Genomic DNA, 18,291 nt, shown 5'->3' with positions numbered 1-18,291 from the left:
GAAACAGGGCAAGGAATAGCTTGCCCTGTTACAGGGAATTACGCGTCAGCGCCGCCTAAAATATTCTCTAGTTGCATTTCTTTTAAAACACGGTCTTGAATGGGTTGTTTGGCAGCGTTAATTTCATCAACACCCCAAACCATGCCTACCGCTGTGCGTGTAGGACGTTTGCCGGCAGGCATATCTGCTAACGCTAAATAAGTATCGACGACCAACTGTGGATCTGGTGCCTGGTCAGACTGCATGAATTTCGCGAATTCTGCGAACATAGCATCAGGTATCTTTGCCAAGTCACCATAGCTCTCCAGTACGTCAAGACGGGAAGGCGCTTGCCCTCCAGCACTCAGACCAGTAGGGAACGGGCCTGGTTGCACGATGGCAACATCAATACCGAAGGGCGCCACTTCGTAACATAAGCCTTGGACGTAGCCTTCCAGAGCGTGCTTGGTGGCGGCGTATGTAGAGAAATACGGCGCCGAAATCTGGCCGACCATTGATGAGGTGTTAATGATCAGACCGGATTTGGCTTCCCGCATAGCGGGCAAGACAGCCTGTATAATGCGCATGGCGCCATAGTAGTTGGTTTCCATCTGTTCCCTGGCTTGGGCAATGCTAAATGCCTCCGTAATACCCAGGTACATTACGCCTGCATTGTTAATCAAAATATCAATCTTGCCCGCTTTAGCCAGCACACCAGCAATGGCTGTCTTGACGGATTCGTCGCTGGTGACATCCATATCTACGACATGGATGAGGTTGCTATACGCTTCCAGCGCGGTCTTGACTGCGGCGTTCTTGCCTTCTGTGCCACGCATGGTGGCGAACACTTGGTAGCCCTTGTCTGCAAAGTCTTTCACTGCTTTTAGGCCAAATCCACTGCTGCTACCGGTGATGATGACGCTTTTTTTGGCTTCGCTCATTTTTCTTTCCCGCTGGGTTGTCTATTAAGTACCATTCGGTACAAAATAGGAGGGGAGGGTGCCGTGTGTCAAGTTAAAATACCAGGTGGTACAAAATGAGCTTAAATCCGACAAAGCCTTCAAGGGGACGACCTAAGACCCTGGACCGTGATCACGTTTTGGATGTGGCAATGGAAGCCTATTGGAAAGAGGGCGTACGCAGCTTATCCCTTAATGAAATTTGCAGAAGGTGCGATATATCGAAGCCAGGTCTTTATCGTGAATTTTGGAATGAAGATGGCTTGATGAAAGCCGTTATTCTTAAATATCAGGAACAGGAGCTGGATTCTGTGCTGGAGATGTTAAAGGCAGAAAAGCCGTTTCGAGAGATGCTTGACAGCCTGGTGTCATTCGCCACCTCGGTGAGTGACAGTCAAGGGATACCAAAGGGATGTCTTTTGATAAAGATGCGCGAATCACGCATGCACTTGGGTGAGGCAACACGAGCACAAATCGATTTCATTCAAGAGCAAGCATTAACGGCTTACAGGAAATGGGTGGAGCGTGCAAAAGCCAAATGTGAATTCTCTGCAGACATGTCATCAGAGTTTGCATCTATCTATATTGATGCGCAATTAAGTAATGCTGCGTCACAGATATCTCGTGGCGAGGATCCGCAGATTGTAAAGAAGATGCTGTTAGTCGCTTTTTCTGTGTTCTGATGAGCATGCCTCTCAGCCCAGTGTTTCTGTAGAAGCAGGTATTCGTTCGTCTGGGGTAAAAAAGTGGCTTATCTGAATACTGTTTGATTGATATTTGCAGAGCCATTCATAACAATTCACGGCGCATGAGAATATTCTCGCTTCGCGCCCCGAAACTCCGGTGAGTGGGGCGTTAGGGTGTCTGCGTATAAGAAATTAATAGTGCTTTGTGGTGCTGAAAAAGCCGAGTTCAGGCTCTTGGGCGCACCCAGCCATGCGTGGGTTCTGTACGAAATCAGCTGAAACTCATTTGAACCCAGCAATCGTCGGGACTCAGTAAAGTCCGCGTCCATCAAAGGCAGGAGCCCAGTGTTCTGGTGCTCTGCTCGGGCGCTGCTAAAGAACCGCAAGATCATGCCCTCGGACGAAGCCGGGTCGGCCTGATGACGAAGATTCACATGCTGTGCGATGCCAATGGCGTAGCGTTGCGGCGCTACTGCGACCGCTATCGGATGCAGCCGGTTATCCCGCTGCGCACGATGAAGCGCAAATCCAAGCCAGGATTACCGAGACTTTGTGATCGCCCCAAATACCGACAACGCAACATCATTGAGTGCATGCTCAGCTGGCTGAAGGAGAACGGCCGCATCGTTGCGCGCTTCGACAAGCTCGCGAAAACTTATGCGGCGATGGTCTCACTGGCTTGCGCCATGCGGTGTTTGAGACAGTACTTTTCGTACAGTGCCTAGGCGCTTTGAATACAGATGAATGCGTCGCCGCTACACATTAGTACATTCTTATGTGTTAATGTGTTTGCACACTCAACTACCCCTATGAGCTCAACAATGTCCTCTCGCAGTCTTTTTGATGCTATGAACCTTGGCAGCATGGTGCTTCGAAATCGTATCGTCCTACCCCCACTCACTCGCTCCAGAAGCTCGCAGCCAGGTAACGTACCGAACTCGCTCATGGCAGCGTACTACCGCCAACGCGCTACAGCTGGCTTCATGGTCACCGAAGGCTCTCAAATCGAGCCACGTGGCCAAGGCTATGCTTGGACACCCGGTATTTACAGTGACGAACAGGTCGAAGGTTGGCGCCAGGTGACCGAAGCCGTTCATGCCGAGGGCGGCACCATCTTCTGCCAACTCTGGCACGTTGGTCGTGTTTCCCACGTCAGTTTGCAACCCGATAATCAGCCTCCAGTTGCCCCTTCAGCTATCCGTGCCACCAACGTTAAAGTGTTCATTGAAACCGGCCCTAACGAAGGACAGTTAGCAGATCCGAGCATGCCGCAAGAATTGACCACTCTCCAGGTCAAGGAGTTGGTAGAGCTTTATCGCCGAGCGGCTCAAAATGCGAAGCGTGCGGGGTTCGACGGCGTTGAGCTGCACTGCGCGAACGGATACCTCATCAACCAATTCATCTCAGAACACACTAATTGCAGAACTGACGAGTACGGGGGATCTCTCACAAACCGGCTGCGGTTCTTACGTGAAGTGACTGAAGCGGTCATTGGTGTATTCGCAAGCGAGCGCGTTGGTGTACGCTTCGCGCCATTATTTGAATCGACGGATGAAGAACGGGTCTATTTGGGGCTGGTCGAAAAAGATCCGCAAGAGACCTACGTCGAAGCGACCAAAATGCTGGAAGGCCTGCGCATCGGGTACCTTTCAATTGCAGAAGCAGATTGGGACAATAGCCCTGATCTTCCAGACTCATTCCGGCAGGCACTGCGTGAGACGTTCTCGGGCCCGATCATGTATGCCGGTAACTACACTCATGAGAAAGCCAAACGTATTCTCTCGACGGGTTACGGCGACTTTTTCGGCTTCGGACGTACGTTTATAGCAAATCCGGATTTGCCACTACGTTTCAAAGAAAACCACCCCCTCAACCCCGTGGATCCTTCAACTCTGTATGGCGGTGGGGAGCGGGGATACACCGACTATCCGCACAGCGCCTGACAGCGTGCGGGGTCACCCAACTGGGGGCAGCCCCACATTAGAGTCAAGGTTCAAGGTTTATGGAGTTAAGCGAAGCACTTAAGGTCTTGTCTCATCCGACCCGACGAGCTGTCCTCGCGTGGCTGGCAAACCCCCACGAGTCTTTCAAGAGCTACAGCCAGCTCTACGACTTCAGCGTATACGGTGTATGCGCAAGCTTGATTCAGGACAAAGCGGGGATGTCGCAACCTGCGACATCCCTTTGCCTGAAGGTTCTTCAAGACATGGATTTCGTGACAGCAACAAAAGTTGGAAAATGGACGTACTACAAGCGGAACGATGAGCAACTTTTTGCCGCGTTGTCCGAATTGCATTCCGAGCTGGACGTCTGAGCCCTGCGGCGGCCTGGGGCAAAATCGTATCAGCGCCAACAAGCGATGGGCCCCTGCTGGTTCGTGACTTGTTTGCGCCGGGGTGGCCTACTGGCCTCTCTCCACGGCTAATCGCGCACGTTCCGCTCCTTGAGTCGGTTTGCGTAGCGGAAATCAATGACCCTTGAATTCGAGCTCCAGGCGCGGCGTACCGGCCTTCAGGGCCTTGATGGCCGAAGCAAGCCCGTTCTTCACGTCTTCTGTCTCGAACAAGGGCATGGCAATGTTGAACATCACATCGTCGGCCGCCTGGATGCCGCCGTTGGCCCAGGCGCGCAGCAAGGCCTTGTGAGCGGCGTGGGCGCGTGTGGGGCCGTGCACGAACTTCGCGGCGAAGGCATGCGCCGCTGCAAGCAGTTCGGCATCGGCGACGACGCGGTTGATGACGCCGAAGCGCTCCATCGTCGCAGCGGGGACACGCTCGGAAGTCAGCGCCCATTCCATGGCTCGTACGCGTCCCGCGCGTTCGGCGACGCGGTAGATGCCGCCCAACAGGGTCACTAAGGCAAGCGACTGTTCCGGATGGCAGAATGTTGCGCTTTCGGCAGCAAAGATTACATCGGCACGCAACGCCAGTTCGAAACCACCGCCTGCGCACAAGCCCTGCACCATGGCGATGACAGGCAAGGGCAGACGTTCGAAGCGATTGAAGACGTCCATGTAACCCTCGAAGCGTGCACGCAACTGGCGGGGGGTGTCATCGGGCCAGGACGTGATGTCGCCGCCAAAGCTGAAGTTCTCGCCCTCGGCGCGCACCAGCACGACGCGTGCGTCACTGCGTTCGATCGCGCTGACTGCCGTAGCCAGTTCGTCAACCATCTGGTCGTCGATGCGGTTTTGCGGCGAGCGATCAAGAATGATCGTTGCTATGCCGTTCTCAATGGTATGGGTGAGATGAGACATGTCGGGCTCCTGCGTTGTCGCAAGCTGAAGTTAGGCGAGGTGTTCCTTGAACCAGTCCAGCGCGGCGGTACTTGATTGATCGAATCTGGTGATGTACGGATCGAAGTGGCCGCCGGGAATCGTCACGAGGCGCTTTGGCTCAAGGGCACGCTCGTAGGCGGCCAGCTCAAGATCGGTCAGCGTGATCGTGTCCTGCAGCGCGACGACCATCAGCAGTGGCGTGGGGGACACGCGCGCAATCCACGTGCCCGGTTCGTACATGCGCGCAGCGCGCGTCGAGCGCACCGTGACGCTGTTCTCCCAGGCGCCGTCGGGTACGGGCTGCAGATAAAACTCGACGGCTTCCTTGGTGCGGTACGAAGCAGGGACGGCCGGATCGGCGCTGACAATTGCCTGTCTACGCGGCGGCTCGCCGCGTGCTTGCGCGCGCTCGTCCGCCGCGAAGGCATCCTCGATGGCGGCGACCGCATCGGGCGGAATGCGGCGCAGTCCTTGCTCGAAGCCGCTGATCGTCGGCACCTGCGCGACGACCGCACGCAAGCGTCGTTCGGTTGCGCCAAGCACGAGTGCGTGACCGCCGGAATAGCTCGTGCCCCATAAGCCGATGCGCTTCGCGTCGACGGCTTCCTGGTCTTCGAGGAAGCTGATCGCGCGCCGCCAATCGGCGATCTGACACCATGGGTCGATATCCTGGCGCGGCGTGCCTTCGCTGGCGCCGAAGTTACGGTGATCGTGCAGGAGGACGACAAAGCCGTTGGAGGCAAACTGCTCAGCGAATGGCTCCAGGCCGTGCTCCTTCACGCCGGCATAACCATGCGCCATGGTGATGGCAGGATAGGGGGCGGTGCCGCCGATGGGAACATAGAGCCAGCCGCGCAGCGTGACGCCGCCCTCGGCTTCGAACGCGATATCGGTACGTCGAAACATGGAAGTTCTCCTTGTATAAAGAGGTCAGGCGGCGCCGTAAACCCTATGCGCAGCGGCAGTTCATGCCGTCCACCCTTTTGCCTCGGTCACTCGATGCCTGGTCAATTGCCTGGTCGCTTGAGCGTGAAGAGTTGCTCCGCGCCGATTTCGAAATAGTCGGCCGGCCCACCTCCGCGCAGGATCGGACGCGCCTGGGCCGTCTGATACACGCCGTCTTTGATCAGTTGCTGGTCAATGTGGATCGCTACTACTTCGCCCAACACCAGCCACGCCGGGAGCGCTGCACCGCCTTGCGCCTCAAGCTGCACGATCTGGGTGACCGCGCACTCGAACTGCACCGGGCTGGCCGCAACGCGCGATGGCCGTACTTTTGCGGAGGGCAGCGTCTCCAACTTGGCCAACTCGAATTCATCGATGTCCGCTGGCGCCATCGCTGCAGAGGCGTTCATTGCCTCTGCGAGTTCTCGCGTCGCCAGATTCCATGCGAACTCGCCGGTCGCACGCGCATTGGCGAGCGAGTCCTTCGCACCAAGCGAGCAAAAGCCGATAATCGGCGGCTTGTAGCTGAACAGGTTAAAAAAGCTGTAGGGAGCGAGGTTACGTACGCCATCGTTGGAGACAGTACTGATCCAGCCGATCGGGCGCGGAGCGACGATGGCGTTGAGCGGATCGTGCCGCAGGGAATGTCCCTGTGCCGGTTCGTAGAAATGCCAATCGGTCATAGCTTACCTCTTTGGGCGCGCGCAAGGACTGCCACCTGCTCGAGTCAATTCTGCTGCGCCGTTTCTAAAGAACGGGGCGGCGTTCGTATTTCTTACTTGTTTACCCAAGGCATGGAGAGGTCAATGTCAGAGACCAGCTTGCCACCGCCGAAGCTCATGTTCTCCAAGGGAACGGCATACATGATCAGGCTGATGTCGTCCTGGCTGACGCCCAATTTTTCTACCGCGTAACGGGTGACCAACTCCGCGAGCTTGCGCTTCTGCTCCACTGTCCTGCTCGAGCCTATCGTCACCGTTACGACCATGCGCTTGTCAGATCTCTTCATGTCAGGAAAAGTCGGATGGATGAAAAGCTCATCGTCCTTGTGCTCACTGATGATGACGAAGCGGTCATCCTTGGGCGTATCCATGGCTTCATGAAGAGCGAGATTCAAGGCATCCGCCAGCGCGCGTTTCTCTTCGCTAGAGAATTTCTGAGCTGGAATGTGGGCGTGAAAAATTGGCATGAGGGTTTCCTCAGTTGTGCTGTTCAGCTAATACGCGGCGACGAATTGGCCCGGCTTAGCTAAAGAAGTCTTGACCGAGTGTTTCTTCGAGTCGCTCTTTCAGGCCAGCCGAGAACTCACGAACGACGGGGAACGGGCTTTGAAAGAGCTTGATATTGTGGACGAGGCCAGACTCATTCCGAGTGATGATGGTGGTGCCGGCGATCGGCTTACCACCGTGGATGGCATCCCACTCAAGGTAAGTCTTCGCACCGTCAACCGTCTCCGCAGTGAACACGAAGTTTTCGTACATCGTGCTCGTCGCGGCAAAGAATGCCCCGATGGATGTCGGGCCGACCACCGTCTTGCTTAGGGCTGAGGTCTGAAGGCTGGCGTCAGCGGTGAACGACTTCGCGAAGTCGCTCGTTCCTTTCTTCTTGACGATTTGCATCCATGCTGTTCCCGGTGGGTTGGTGTCAGTAGTCATTACAATCTCCTATCGAGTGTCTGCAGTTTTGCAGTGTGTGTGCGTGCGCGTGCTAGTCAGCGAGGTGCCCGATGAGAAACTCGCCGGCTCTCTGGAGCGCGTCGTGGGCCTGGGGCAAAGAGGCTGTTTGAATGTGCCAGACGTGCAACATCTCCGGCCACACCTCAAGGTGCGATTCGCCACCGGCCGCGCGCACCTTTCGGTCAATTTCAAGCGCGTCGTCGAGAAGTACTTCGTCGCTTCCGACATGTATGAGCAGCGGAGGAAAACCGTGCATGTCGGCGAACAGGGGCGAGATGCGCGGATCCTTCAAATCGTGGTTGCCAGCGTAAGCCGCTACCATCTCCCGCATCGCGCTTGCGTTGACCATTGGGTCGCGGTGAGCCAGTTGCGTTAACGAGGGCAGCGTCAGCGTCAAGTCTGCCCATGGGCTAATGAGTAGCGCTGCTCGCGCGTCCTTGTGGCCTTTCGAGGCTGCATAGGCCAGAACGTTGAGAGCCATGCCCCCGCCACTGGAGTCACCTGTCACGGCGAATGGCTTGCCAAGCGCACGCAGTGCTTCGTAGCCGCGGATGGACTCGTCGTAGGACGCCGGAAATGGGTGCTCAGGTGCCTTGGAGTGGTCCAGAACGATGACCTGGGACTTTGCCGCTCGAGACAGCTCCCCAAGCATGCCTAAATGCGAGGAAGGAGAGCCAGCCACCCAGCCACCACCATGGAAATGGTAGATGACTCGGTCCTTGGAAGCGCCAGGAGCCGTAATCGCCACCGCAGCTACGCCACCGAGTTGGATCGTCTCGACGGTTAGGTCGGCCGCTGGCGGGTTCGCTTGTGAAATGGCCTCCATGCCGACGCGGAGCGTCTCGATGGTGCGTACGGGATGCGCAAAGTCGAAGGCAAACATCGCATCCCGAAGCTCACGGACGGAAGATGAATCGTAAGTCATGGTCAGTTCACTCCAGGTTGAGGAAAGTCGCCGGTACCCAGTCGTAGCCTTCGCCGTTGTCGGCTTTGCGAAGACGGCCCAGGCCAGGGAACGGCATGTGGGCTGCGGCAATCATCGTCTTGTCCGCAGCGAGTTTCACCAGCAGGTCTTCACGCGTTTTGACCGCCGACGCGCTGTCTGAGTCGAAGACGATGCTGATTTCCGGGTGCGGCATTTGGACGGCGCCAACATGAGCTACGTCGCCCCAGATGAGCAGCGACTGACCCTTTGAGGAAATCATGTAGCCGGTGTGACCGGGCGTGTGGCCGGGAATGGCATACGGTGCAATGCCGGGAACGATTTCGGCCATGCCTTCGTACGGCTTCCATTTACCCGCAGCGATATAAGGCGCGGCGCCATCCTGTGCGACCTTGAAGAAGATTTTCGATTCTTCCGGAGCCTTGGCCATGATTTCCTTCGACAGCCAGAAATCGGCGTCGGCCTTCGTCATCATCACGGTCGCGTTCGGAAAGACGCGTTTCCCGTTTTGGTAGATACCGCCAGCATGGTCAGCGTGAAGGTGAGTCAGTAGAACCAGGTCAATCTGCTCCGGCTTGTAGCCGGAGGCCTTCAAGTTCTGCGCGAGCTTGCCCAGTGTAGGAGGGCCCCAGTGACCGCCTGAACCGGTATCGATGAGAACGAGTTTGGAGCCGGTGTTGACGAGGAAGCCTTGGACGGTTGCCGAAACATGCTTGGGATCGTTTTGGAAGGAGCGCGCCAAGAGGGACTGAATGAGCGCGGGATCACCGTGTAGGAGACTGGAGTCGATACTACCGCCGCCGTCATAGAGCGCGGTGACTTCATAGTCGCCAATCATCGTGCGATAGAAGCCTGGAACCTGCTTGTGCTGCATCGGCGCAGCAGCTTGGACCGGAGCTACAGCAGCGAAGGCGCCCGCGAATGCTAACGATACCGCGAGTAGGGTGCGCGAAGTGATGGTGGAGAATTTCATCGTGTTCTTAACCATTGTGTGTGGTGGATATGTAGGTACGTACAGCTGTGATGACCTTCAGCAAAACGCCAACTCATCGTGCCATGTCGCTGTTACCGCCTTTCCGGCCATACGCAGCATCGAATTGCCGGTGTTACCCGTGATGAAAGCCCGGATGTTCGATTTTTTGCCGATCCGCCTGAGCTGTCATAGCGCTTGCATTGTGCAAGTGGTTGAATAATATTCGAGCACCTTGCACAATGCAAGTGGAAATTCGAGGAGAGTAGCTGTGCAACAAACAAGACGATCGGGCTGCCCGATCAACCTGACGCTTGAGCAGATCGGCGACCGCTGGAGCCTGATCGTTATCCGCGATGTCATGTTCGAGAACAGACGCAGTTATGGCGTCCTGCTGGAGAAAAACCAGGAAGGCATCGCCACGAACATCCTCGCAAGTAGGCTGAAACACTTGACCGCGTCTGGCCTGCTGACACGATGCCCGGATCCGAATCACCAGCAGAAAGTAATTTACAGCCTCACGGAAGCAGCAATACAGCTGGTACCTCTGCTCGCGCATGTGGCTGCCTGGGGTGTTCGGCATACGCAGCCGAGCAAGGAAGCGTCTTTGCGCGCGGAGGTGCTGGAGAAGGGCGGCCCTTCACTCTGGAGTGCCTTTATGGATGAACTACGTTACTTGCATCTCGGTGCACCGCGTCCGGAGCGTTCGGTATTGGACCAGCTCAGGGCCGACGACGAGCAGGCGATCGCTACTTAGTAGCCATCTTTGGCGTCATGACATGCAGCATGTGGTGCAAGGCTATCCATGCTCGAATAGCTTCCGCCTTGCGCGAGATGGGGCGTCATCGAGCGCACGCTGTTCATAAACGGGTGATTTTACCTTCGCGCCTTTGAGCCCGACATCGCTTACTCCATTTCGAGCAAGTGCTCCAGGAACAAGCCTGCCGCGACCGACAACGCCGTTCGCGACCTCACGCATACGCTGAGTTCGCGGGAGGCCCACGGCTCATCCAGCCTGATCACCTTCGCTCCGTCCATTTTGTAAATCGCCGCGCTCCCCTCGGGCATGATGCCAATGCCCAGGCCGGCCTGAACCGTCAGGCATAGCGCGTCGTAGCTGGAGACTTCCATTCGGATCCTTAGCGAGCGCCCCAGGTCGTTGGCCGCCTTGATCAACTGAAAGTTGAGATGAGTGCCACTGCGCAGTGAAAATCCATCACAGGCTATCCGGATCCCCAAAGAACATCTGAATCCGCGACCGCAACCAACGCTCCCCAGGATCGTTGTCCTGGGATCCGCGCCAAGCCATGTGCAGCTCAAAGCTACGCACTGGAATCGGTGGGTCTTCGGCGCGTACGCCGCCGGCGGCGGTCAGGGCGTCGGCGGTGTAGTCAGGGACGGTGGCGATGATGTCGGTGCCCGACAGCAGCGTGCTCAGGCCATTGAATTGCGGCACGGCCAGCACCACATGGCGCTTGCGGTCGAGTTTCGCCAGCTCTTCATCGATGAAACCGCTCAAATCACCCGCGAAAGACACCAGGGCATGGGGGCGAGCACAGAATTCGTCCAGGGTCAGTCGTCCCGGCGCGGTGTCGGCCCGCAACACTTTGGGCAAGCTGCGTCGCAGGACCTTGCGCTTGGCGTTGGCCGGCAGGTCGTCGGTGTAGCTGACACCGATGGAGATTTCACCGGACGCCAGCAAGCCAGGCATCAGAATGTAGTTGACCCGGCGCACCACCAGCACGATGCCGGGCGCCTCGGCCCGCAGGCGCTTGAGCAGCATCGGCAGCAGGGCGAATTCGGCGTCGTCCGACAGGCCAATGCGAAACACCGAGGTGCTGGTGGCCGGGTCGAATTCCGCCGCCCGGCTGACCGCCGTGGAAATCGAATCCAGGGCCGGGGAGAGCAGGGCGAAGATCTCGACCGCCCGGGCCGAAGGCTCCATGCTGCGACCGGTACGTACGAACAACGGGTCATCGAACAGGCTGCGCAGGCGCGACAGCGCGGCGCTGATGGCCGGTTGGCCTAGGAACAGTTTCTCGGCCGCGCGAGTCACACTGCGTTCATGCATCAATGTTTCGAACACGATCAACAGGTTCAGGTCGACACGCCGCAGGTCATTACGATTCATCTGGGGTCCTGGCAGATTCGGCAAGCTTGACGTGAGCGGCCATATGGGAACAATGGCCGGCATGAATCTTACGGGGAAAGACTGGTACTCTGCACCGGCTAATTGAGTTTTCTTAGGTTAAGTCCTACGCAATGGCTTGGTTTTTCTTGCTGCGGAATCAATGACAGGCATGTCGACTATTAATAGCCACTGATGGTCTTGGGTACAAAGCCCGGATAGAGTTCATGGCATTAGAGGTTACTTTGACGAGGTTTGCGATGTCCCGCACGATCCGTTTTCACAAGTTTGGTGGTGCCGAGGTGCTCAAATGCGAAGAGCATACGGCGGCTCTTCCTGCGCCAGGAGAAGTGCAGGTCCGTGTCGAAGCGATCGGCATCAGTTGGTACGACACCTTGTGGCGCCAGAACCTGGCGTCGTCCCAGGCGCGCCTGCCTTCGGGCCTGGGCCATGAAATGGCCGGCGTGGTCACGGCCGTCGGCGACGGCGTCGATGACTTGGCCGTGGGCGACAAGGTCGCCAGTTTTCCGGCCGAAAGCCCGAACGATTATCCGGTGTACGGTGAGGTCATCGTGCTGCCACGCACCGCCCTGACCCGTTATCCCGACGTGCTCAGCCCGATCGAAGCCGCCGTGCATTACACGCCGCTGCTGATCGCCTATTTCGCCTACATGGACCTGGCACGGGTCAAACCGGGGCAATTCGCCCTGGTCACCGATGCCAGCCATTGCGCCGGTCCTTCCTTCGTACAACTGGGCAAGGCCCTGGGTGTGCGGGTGATCGCGGCCACCAAGACGGCTGACGAGCGTGAGTACCTGTTGTCGCTGGGCGCCGAGAAGGTCATCGTCACCGAAGAGCAGGACTTGCTGATGCAAATCAACAAGCTCACCGACAACCGTGGCGTCGATGTGGTCTTCGACGGCCTCGGCGGGCCGCAGATGTCGCTGCTGGGTGACGTGTTGGCACCGCGTGGCAGCCTGGTGCTGTATGGCTTGCAGGGCGGCAACCAGACGCCGTTTCCAGCCTGCGCGGCGTTCCAGAAGAACATTCAGTTCTTTGTGCACTGCATCGGCAATTTCACCGGCAAGCCGGAACTGGGCATTCTCCAGGACCAGGTGGCCTTGCAACGAGCACTGCGCGATATCAATCAACTGACCGCCGACCGTGTGCTGTTGCCACTCAAGACTCGGGTCTTCCCGTTCTCCGAGTTTGTCGAGGCTCACCGTTACATGGGCGAATGCCCTTGCCGTGAACGTGTTGCCCTTCAGGTCATCGACCCGGTCTGAACCCTGCCTTGCGCAAGAGTCATCACCTGGGCTCTTGCGCTGCCTTCGTCCTGACACCTTCTTATCCTTTCTGACGGCACCTCCTGCCTGGCGGTGCTGCGTTCTTACCTGGCCTTTCGTGCCTTGAATGGCCTGTCCCGGTTCGCTCAAGCCTGAAACGGTCTGCCGACCAACATCTGAACTGGTTTTTGCCCTCAATCTGTATCTTCTAATCATTGTTTAAGTCTTGATAATTGAACGCTGATTTCCATATCAAGGAAGAAGTCGTGGTGCTGTATAACTTTTTCGAAGGTCTTCATCCTTCAAGATGCATTCAAGGGGCAATAAACGTTAATGGGTGCGGGGCTATCTATCGACCCCGGGGAAAACAGGGCGGGGTAGAGAGTCAATTAAAGTTCGGCAAGTTCTTTATTTCTCGTACTCATTGTCTGTGGGACGTTGTCGGAATTCTCCTAGGACGTGCCGTTTGGTCGGTTAGGCCCCCTGATTTAAAGGCTTTCGGCGGAGGGTTGCTGGGGCGTGAGCCGACTCTCAGTATATGTATCAAATGATTACAACAAGCAATGCTCGAGCGTATTGCTAATACTCTTTGAGTGCTAGAACAATCATCTAGACCAACACGTCGTGCAGTCACGTTGGTGCGGGTGCGACGCCGATAGTTGAATTTCCAGGTAAATGGCTATGAGTGCAATTCATGAGCAGGCAATGACTCACGTGTATCAACAGATACTGCAACGACTGTCAGGTTTTTATTCCCGGGCAGAACGTACCGCGTTGCAGCTTTTGATCCAGCGTTTAATTGTCGCCGCCGGAGGCATCGAGCGGATTGGCGATTATCGCGTGTTGACGGTCCTGAACGGGAGCCGGGAAAGCTTTTATGTGCTGACCGCCTTGCGGGCCGCACAGCTGAGTATCGCGGGGCGACATCCGGTGACCTTCACCTTGCGTGTCGCCACGCCACGCTTGAGCGAAACCACCCAGGCGACGCTGGAAAACATCCACCGCTGCTACAGCGCGCTGTTTGTCTACGATGATCCCCGGGTCGAATTGCTGATGGCGGATAACCGCGAGGTGTTGCCGTTCAATCACCGGCAGCCCTTGTCGGTGGCAGGGCACGAAGCCAATCGCATGGACCTGCTGGTCCTGGGGCATCTTCGTGCGGTCGACAGCCCCTTGGAGATTGGGGATGACGGCTACCTGGCGATGGCCGAATTCTATCGGCATATGGCTCGCTGGGAGTCGGGCGTGGATTCGTTGGTCAGCAGCGATACACCGCGCCAGCAAAAACAATTCATATCAGGCCTTCGCCGCGCGACTCGCAAGATCGGCCTGCAGACCGAGCACGCCTGCGGTTTCGACAACCTCTTTGCCCACCTCGACACCCTGGGTGGTGATATCTACCGGCATTTCTATGGGCCGGATCGCCTCGATGCCTGGAGGCCCGAGGGTCACTTCGAGGCTTGCCGGCGAGTGGGCCACGTCGGCATCGACGACCTGATCGTCGTTCGTTCGGAGGGGACCAACTGGCCGCTCTTCAACGAGTTCCTGCGGGTGCAGACCGAGGGGCTTGTGCCATCGGCGCCTGAAAACGAATACATCAGCCCGCTGCTGTCGGCCCATCTGCACGGTCTGCAGGCCTGCTACCTGCATGGACGCAGCTATGAAACCGGCTATGGAGACTACGCGCAGCGAGCGATCATGATCATGCATCGCAAGCAACTGCCGGAACACGCCTGCGAACAGGCCCGGGCACTGTTCGGCTCACCGTCGTCGATTCCCGAGCGTCGTGCCTACGCCGCCCTTGAAGCGCAAAAGATCCTGGGGCTCAGCGAAACGCAACTGGTGTGCATGCTGTTCGCGCCCTTCGTGGGGCAGGGTGCGGGCCTGGAGCATTTCCTGCGTTGCTGCCATCCCGGCATGCTGGTGGCGATGCCGGACCTGCACAAGGCCATGCAGGGCGCGACCGTCGTCGATCAGGTTGCGCAGTGGATGGTCGAGGTCAGCGGCCTGCCCATCGACATCCTTGGCAAGCTGTACCGGGCGAGCGTCTCACTGCCGGAACAACCGGACATTGCCCCGGGCGCCGATCTGCAGCAGACCATTGACGGCATCGACACTGCAGAAGCCGGGTCGCCTGCCGATGGGCTGCATGAACGCTCGGCAAGGCATTGAGGAACGAGGTTTGACGCAATCATCTACCTCGTCCCCAGTCCTTGTACCCGGCGTTGCGACTGGGTCGGCGGCGACCCGCTGTCCTGGCCTGAGCCGATGAAAGGTTGCCGGGAGACAGGCTTCGCCTACCAGGCGGTTTATCGCTACCTGACCACGCTGATCAACGAGCTGGAGGTTGATGCGCGGGTTCGCCTGCCGTCGCTGCGGCAACTGGCCGAGCGTCTGAACGTATCGATATCGACCATTCAGTACGCGTATTCGCTGCTGGAAAAGGAAGGGCGGGTCTATTCGATCGCCAAGTCCGGCTACTACGCGCTGCCAGTGCCCAGCATGGCCACCCTGGACGGCGGTGACGATTTGCTCGAGACCCTGTACGTCAATGCCCGACGACCAGGCATGCGGGTGCTCAGTGCGGACGAACCGGCGTCGATGCAGCCATTGGACAGCCCGCTGTTGCTGCTCGAACGCGAACTGCTGCGCCAGTACCCACGCTCCTCGCAGACACCCTCGCAACCCTGGGGTGAGCTGGAGCTGCGCACCGCGCTGGCTGCCCGCTACACGTCTTCGCCGGCCCGTTGCTGGAATGCCGATGACGTCTACATTGGCGCCGACCTGCGTGGCGTGCTGGAGATCCTGATCGCGGTGCTGGCACTGCGCGGGTCCGCCGTGCTGATCGAATCGCCCTGCGATTGGGCAGTGTTGCGCCTGCTGCAGTCGGCGGAGGTCAACGTCATCGAGCTGCCACTGCTGACCAGCGGCGAGCTCAATGTCGAGCAACTGGAACAACTGCTGGTGAACGAAACTGTACGCCTGGTGGTGCTGTCGTCGGTCTTGAACATGCCGAGGGGGACGCTCGTTCCTGAAGAGAACCGTCGTGCCATCGCGCATCTGCTGGAGCGGCACGGAACTTGGGTGCTGGAGAACGACAGCCATACGGACCTGGCGTTCGAGGCGAGGGGGACGCCTTTTCGAGACTTGCTCGACCCGGACCGGTTGATCGTCTATTCGACGTTCGAGAAAACCATCGGGCCAGAGGCGCCGTATGGCTACGTGTTGTCGCGCCAGTTGACCTTGCACCTGCAGCGACATTTCCTGCTGCGCGCGTTTTGCTTGTCGCCGATTCGCCAGAAAGCCATCGCCCGGCTGTACAGCAACGGTCGGATTGACCAGCATTTGCTGGTGTTGCGGCGCCTGCTGCGCGAAAGCGCGGTTTCGACGACGCAATTGCTGCGCGAGCGGCTAGGGGATAGCCTGCAATGGGCAGAACCTCAAGGTGGTGCGACGATCTGGATGCAATCGACGCGACGGGTCGACTTGCGGCGAGTCTTCCATCGGCTGCTTGCCCAGCGAATCGTCATCGCGCCAGGGGAGTTGTTCAGCCTCCAGGGCCTGTATGCGCAACATATGCGCCTCACCCATGCCCTGAACGGGCCACAGGACATGGACGCTGCCCTCTGCGCGCTGGCCGATGCCTTGAGGCTCGAACAGGCGTAGTCGGCAGCAATGGATCGAACCCATCGCGCCATGGTCGAACTGTCAGTAAACTGCACCCCATTTACCGAGCCACTCCACTCAGAGGTTTTGCATGACAGTCAGTCCATTTGCGGGCAAGCCGGCACCGGCAGAGTTGTTGATCGATATCCCGCGACTGGTGACGGCCTACTACACCGGCCGACCCGATGCCTCGGTTGCGACCCAGCGCGTGGCTTTTGGCACTTCCGGGCACCGTGGCAGCTCCTTCGACCTGGGCTTCAACGAGTGGCACGTGTTGGCCATCAGCCAGGCGATCTGTCTGTACCGCGAAGCCCAGGGCATCAACGGGCCGCTGTTCGTCGGTATCGACACCCACGCGCTATCGACCCCGGCGGGTGCCAGCGCGCTGGAAGTATTCGCGGCCAATGGCGTCACCGTAATGATCGCCGAAGGCGATGAATACACCCCGACACCGGCGGTTTCCCACGCCATTCTTTGCTACAACCGTGGCCGCACCTCGGGCCTGGCGGACGGTATCGTCATCACGCCGTCCCACAACCCACCGCAAAGTGGCGGTTACAAGTACAACCCTACCAACGGTGGCCCGGCCGATACCCACATCACCAAATGGATCGAAGCCAAGGCCAACGAATTGCTGGCCAACCAGCTCGCCGGCGTCAAGCGCGTCAGCTACGAGCAGGCCCTGAAAGCCGATACCACCCACCGTCACGACTATGTAAACACCTACGTGGCAGACCTGATCAACGTCATCGATTTCGATGCCATCCGTACTGCCGGGTTGCGTCTGGGCGTCGATCCGTTGGGCGGCGCGGGCGTGCGCTACTGGCCGGCCATTGCCGAGCATTACCGCCTGGACCTGGAAGTGGTGAACACTCACGTGGATTCCACCTTCCGTTTCATGACCGTCGACTGGGACGGGCAGATCCGCATGGACCCGTCCTCCAGCCATGCGATGCAAGGGTTGATTGGCCTGAAGGAACGTTTCGACGTGGCCTTTGCCTGCGACCCGGACCATGACCGCCATGGCATCGTGACCCCATCCGGTGGCCTGTTGGCGCCGAACAACTACCTGGCGGTCTCCATCGACTACCTGTTCCAGAATCGCCCGCAATGGCGCGCCGATGCCGCCGTGGGCAAGACGGTGGTGAGCAGCGGCCTGATCGATCGCGTGGCCAAGCGCCTGGGGCGCCGTCTCTATGAAGTGCCGGTTGGCTTCAAGTGGTTTGCCGATGGCTTGTTCGATGGTTCCCTGGGCTTTGGGGGTGAAGAAAGTGCCGGTGCTTCGTTCCTGCGCAAGGACGGAGGCGTCTGGAGTACCGACAAGGACGGCCTGATCCCGGCGCTGTTGGCAGCTGAAATGACCGCGCGCACCGCTCGCGACCCGAGCCAGGCCTACCGCGCGTTGACTGACGAGCTGGGCGAACCATTCTCGGTACGCGTCGATGCCAAGGCCAGCCCCCAACAGAAGGCGCTGTTGAGCAAGCTGTCGCCCGATCAGGTGGCCTCCACCGAACTGGCCGGGGAGAAGATCCAGAATATCCTCAGTCATGCGCCGGGCAATGACCAGGCCATTGGCGGTCTGAAGGTCATGACCGAAAACGGCTGGTTTGCGGCACGCCCGTCCGGGACCGAGGATATCTACAAGATCTACGCCGAAAGCTTCCTTGGCGATGCGCACCTCAAGCAATTGGTGGCTGAGGCGCAAACGTTGGTGGATGGGGCTATCACCAGCAAGTGATACATGTGATGTGAGCTTGTGGCGAGGGAGCTTGCTCC

18 protein-coding genes and 1 pseudogene are annotated in these 18,291 nt (G+C 58.2%); 9 read left to right on the top strand and 10 right to left on the bottom strand.

Annotated elements, in window-relative coordinates; translation table 11 throughout:
* Positions 1-38 precede the first annotated feature (38 nt).
* Positions 39-920 carry an SDR family oxidoreductase gene (locus tag BLO97_RS15275; protein ID WP_092346621.1) on the bottom strand — a complete coding sequence of 294 codons (882 nt, stop codon included), beginning with the start codon at positions 918-920 and terminating at the stop codon, positions 39-41.
* A gap of 95 nt (positions 921-1,015) precedes the next feature.
* Between BLO97_RS15275 and BLO97_RS15270 the strand changes: the two genes are divergently transcribed.
* The 4 genes and pseudogenes from BLO97_RS15270 to BLO97_RS15255 all read left to right on the top strand — a co-directional run bounded on the left by BLO97_RS15270 (position 1,016) and on the right by BLO97_RS15255 (position 3,938).
* Complete coding sequence (locus tag BLO97_RS15270) at positions 1,016-1,621, top strand: TetR/AcrR family transcriptional regulator (protein WP_086936564.1); 606 nt, start codon at positions 1,016-1,018, stop codon at positions 1,619-1,621.
* A gap of 368 nt (positions 1,622-1,989) precedes the next feature.
* Positions 1,990-2,349 (top strand): annotated as a pseudogene (locus BLO97_RS15265) (IS5/IS1182 family transposase); the annotation flags it as partial.
* Positions 2,350-2,445: 96 nt separating this feature from the next.
* Positions 2,446-3,567 carry an alkene reductase gene (locus BLO97_RS15260; RefSeq protein WP_092143094.1) on the top strand — a complete coding sequence of 374 codons (1,122 nt, stop codon included), beginning with the start codon at positions 2,446-2,448 and terminating at the stop codon, positions 3,565-3,567.
* Positions 3,568-3,626: 59 nt separating this feature from the next.
* On the top strand, positions 3,627-3,938 hold the full coding sequence (locus tag BLO97_RS15255; protein ID WP_092143097.1) for an ArsR/SmtB family transcription factor: 312 nt from the start codon (positions 3,627-3,629) through the stop codon (positions 3,936-3,938).
* 153 nt (positions 3,939-4,091) lie between these two features.
* On the opposite strand, the gene BLO97_RS15250 is transcribed toward BLO97_RS15255, so the two are convergent.
* From BLO97_RS15250 to BLO97_RS15220, 7 genes are all read right to left on the bottom strand, one after another.
* Positions 4,092-4,880: an enoyl-CoA hydratase/isomerase family protein gene (locus BLO97_RS15250; RefSeq protein ID WP_092346618.1), complete on the bottom strand. Its 789-nt coding sequence runs from the start codon at positions 4,878-4,880 to the stop codon at positions 4,092-4,094.
* A 30-nt stretch (positions 4,881-4,910) separates the two neighbouring features.
* The gene (locus BLO97_RS15245; RefSeq protein WP_092224139.1) at positions 4,911-5,807 is read right to left on the bottom strand and encodes an alpha/beta hydrolase; all 897 of its coding nucleotides are present in this window, start codon (positions 5,805-5,807) and stop codon (positions 4,911-4,913) included.
* A 101-nt stretch (positions 5,808-5,908) separates the two neighbouring features.
* Entirely contained in the window at positions 5,909-6,529 is a 621-nt protein-coding gene (locus BLO97_RS15240; protein ID WP_092346615.1) for a flavin reductase family protein, read from the bottom strand.
* A 92-nt stretch (positions 6,530-6,621) separates the two neighbouring features.
* Positions 6,622-7,035 (bottom strand): tautomerase family protein, encoded by a 414-nt coding sequence (locus BLO97_RS15235; RefSeq protein WP_092346605.1) that lies wholly within the window; start codon positions 7,033-7,035, stop codon positions 6,622-6,624.
* Between the two features lie 55 nt (positions 7,036-7,090).
* Entirely contained in the window at positions 7,091-7,501 is a 411-nt protein-coding gene (locus BLO97_RS15230) for a hypothetical protein (protein ID WP_092143112.1), read from the bottom strand.
* 52 nt (positions 7,502-7,553) lie between these two features.
* The gene (locus BLO97_RS15225; RefSeq protein WP_063321004.1) at positions 7,554-8,447 is read right to left on the bottom strand and encodes an alpha/beta hydrolase; all 894 of its coding nucleotides are present in this window, start codon (positions 8,445-8,447) and stop codon (positions 7,554-7,556) included.
* A gap of 7 nt (positions 8,448-8,454) precedes the next feature.
* A complete protein-coding gene (locus tag BLO97_RS15220) occupies positions 8,455-9,438 on the bottom strand; it encodes an MBL fold metallo-hydrolase (protein ID WP_063321005.1) in 984 nt (327 codons plus the stop codon).
* A gap of 268 nt (positions 9,439-9,706) precedes the next feature.
* On the opposite strand from BLO97_RS15220, the gene BLO97_RS15215 reads away from it, so the two are divergent.
* The gene (locus BLO97_RS15215) at positions 9,707-10,192 is read left to right on the top strand and encodes a winged helix-turn-helix transcriptional regulator (RefSeq protein WP_092143118.1); all 486 of its coding nucleotides are present in this window, start codon (positions 9,707-9,709) and stop codon (positions 10,190-10,192) included.
* Between the two features lie 149 nt (positions 10,193-10,341).
* Here BLO97_RS15215 and BLO97_RS15210 read toward each other — a convergent pair whose 3' ends face one another.
* Both BLO97_RS15210 and BLO97_RS15205 read right to left on the bottom strand, forming a co-directional pair.
* Positions 10,342-10,674, bottom strand: coding sequence for a LysR substrate-binding domain-containing protein (locus tag BLO97_RS15210; RefSeq protein ID WP_256571948.1), 333 nt, complete (start codon positions 10,672-10,674; stop codon positions 10,342-10,344).
* Positions 10,652-11,566 carry a LysR family transcriptional regulator gene (locus tag BLO97_RS15205; protein ID WP_069970812.1) on the bottom strand — a complete coding sequence of 305 codons (915 nt, stop codon included), beginning with the start codon at positions 11,564-11,566 and terminating at the stop codon, positions 10,652-10,654. Before BLO97_RS15205 ends, BLO97_RS15210 begins: the two co-directional genes overlap by 23 nt.
* Before the next feature lie 257 nt (positions 11,567-11,823).
* Between BLO97_RS15205 and BLO97_RS15200 the strand changes: the two genes are divergently transcribed.
* From BLO97_RS15200 to pgm, 4 genes are all read left to right on the top strand, one after another.
* Positions 11,824-12,849, top strand: a complete 1,026-nt coding sequence (locus BLO97_RS15200) for a zinc-dependent alcohol dehydrogenase family protein (RefSeq protein WP_072345999.1) — start codon at positions 11,824-11,826, stop codon at positions 12,847-12,849.
* 681 nt (positions 12,850-13,530) lie between these two features.
* Positions 13,531-15,021, top strand: a complete 1,491-nt coding sequence (locus BLO97_RS15195; RefSeq protein ID WP_092143124.1) for a hypothetical protein — start codon at positions 13,531-13,533, stop codon at positions 15,019-15,021.
* A gap of 96 nt (positions 15,022-15,117) precedes the next feature.
* A complete protein-coding gene (locus tag BLO97_RS15190) occupies positions 15,118-16,515 on the top strand; it encodes an aminotransferase-like domain-containing protein (RefSeq protein WP_092224169.1) in 1,398 nt (465 codons plus the stop codon).
* A 91-nt stretch (positions 16,516-16,606) separates the two neighbouring features.
* Positions 16,607-18,253 (top strand): phosphoglucomutase (alpha-D-glucose-1,6-bisphosphate-dependent), encoded by a 1,647-nt coding sequence (gene pgm, locus BLO97_RS15185; protein ID WP_092346602.1) that lies wholly within the window; start codon positions 16,607-16,609, stop codon positions 18,251-18,253.
* The last annotated feature ends 38 nt before the right edge of the window (positions 18,254-18,291 follow it).

The organism is Pseudomonas sp. NFACC05-1, from assembly GCF_900100135.1.
GTDB classification, from domain to species: Bacteria; Pseudomonadota; Gammaproteobacteria; order Pseudomonadales; family Pseudomonadaceae; genus Aquipseudomonas; species Aquipseudomonas fluorescens_Q.
This window is presented reverse-complemented; position numbering and strand designations above follow the sequence as displayed.

Bases quoted from the DNA above. Each gene is read 5' to 3' on its own strand.
- BLO97_RS15275 (WP_092346621.1), bottom strand. From the start codon at position 920: ATGAGCGAAGCCAAAAAAAGCGTCATCATCACCGGTAGCAGCAGTGGA.
- BLO97_RS15270 (WP_086936564.1), top strand. From the start codon at position 1,016: ATGAGCTTAAATCCGACAAAGCCTTCAAGGGGACGACCTAAGACCCTG.
- BLO97_RS15260 (WP_092143094.1), top strand. From the start codon at position 2,446: ATGTCCTCTCGCAGTCTTTTTGATGCTATGAACCTTGGCAGCATGGTG.
- BLO97_RS15255 (WP_092143097.1), top strand. From the start codon at position 3,627: ATGGAGTTAAGCGAAGCACTTAAGGTCTTGTCTCATCCGACCCGACGA.
- BLO97_RS15250 (WP_092346618.1), bottom strand. From the start codon at position 4,880: ATGTCTCATCTCACCCATACCATTGAGAACGGCATAGCAACGATCATT.
- BLO97_RS15245 (WP_092224139.1), bottom strand. From the start codon at position 5,807: ATGTTTCGACGTACCGATATCGCGTTCGAAGCCGAGGGCGGCGTCACG.
- BLO97_RS15240 (WP_092346615.1), bottom strand. From the start codon at position 6,529: ATGACCGATTGGCATTTCTACGAACCGGCACAGGGACATTCCCTGCGG.
- BLO97_RS15235 (WP_092346605.1), bottom strand. From the start codon at position 7,035: ATGCCAATTTTTCACGCCCACATTCCAGCTCAGAAATTCTCTAGCGAA.
- BLO97_RS15230 (WP_092143112.1), bottom strand. From the start codon at position 7,501: ATGACTACTGACACCAACCCACCGGGAACAGCATGGATGCAAATCGTC.
- BLO97_RS15225 (WP_063321004.1), bottom strand. From the start codon at position 8,447: ATGACTTACGATTCATCTTCCGTCCGTGAGCTTCGGGATGCGATGTTT.
- BLO97_RS15220 (WP_063321005.1), bottom strand. From the start codon at position 9,438: ATGAAATTCTCCACCATCACTTCGCGCACCCTACTCGCGGTATCGTTA.
- BLO97_RS15205 (WP_069970812.1), bottom strand. From the start codon at position 11,566: ATGAATCGTAATGACCTGCGGCGTGTCGACCTGAACCTGTTGATCGTG.
- BLO97_RS15200 (WP_072345999.1), top strand. From the start codon at position 11,824: ATGTCCCGCACGATCCGTTTTCACAAGTTTGGTGGTGCCGAGGTGCTC.
- BLO97_RS15195 (WP_092143124.1), top strand. From the start codon at position 13,531: ATGAGTGCAATTCATGAGCAGGCAATGACTCACGTGTATCAACAGATA.
- BLO97_RS15190 (WP_092224169.1), top strand. From the start codon at position 15,118: ATGAAAGGTTGCCGGGAGACAGGCTTCGCCTACCAGGCGGTTTATCGC.
- pgm (WP_092346602.1), top strand. From the start codon at position 16,607: ATGACAGTCAGTCCATTTGCGGGCAAGCCGGCACCGGCAGAGTTGTTG.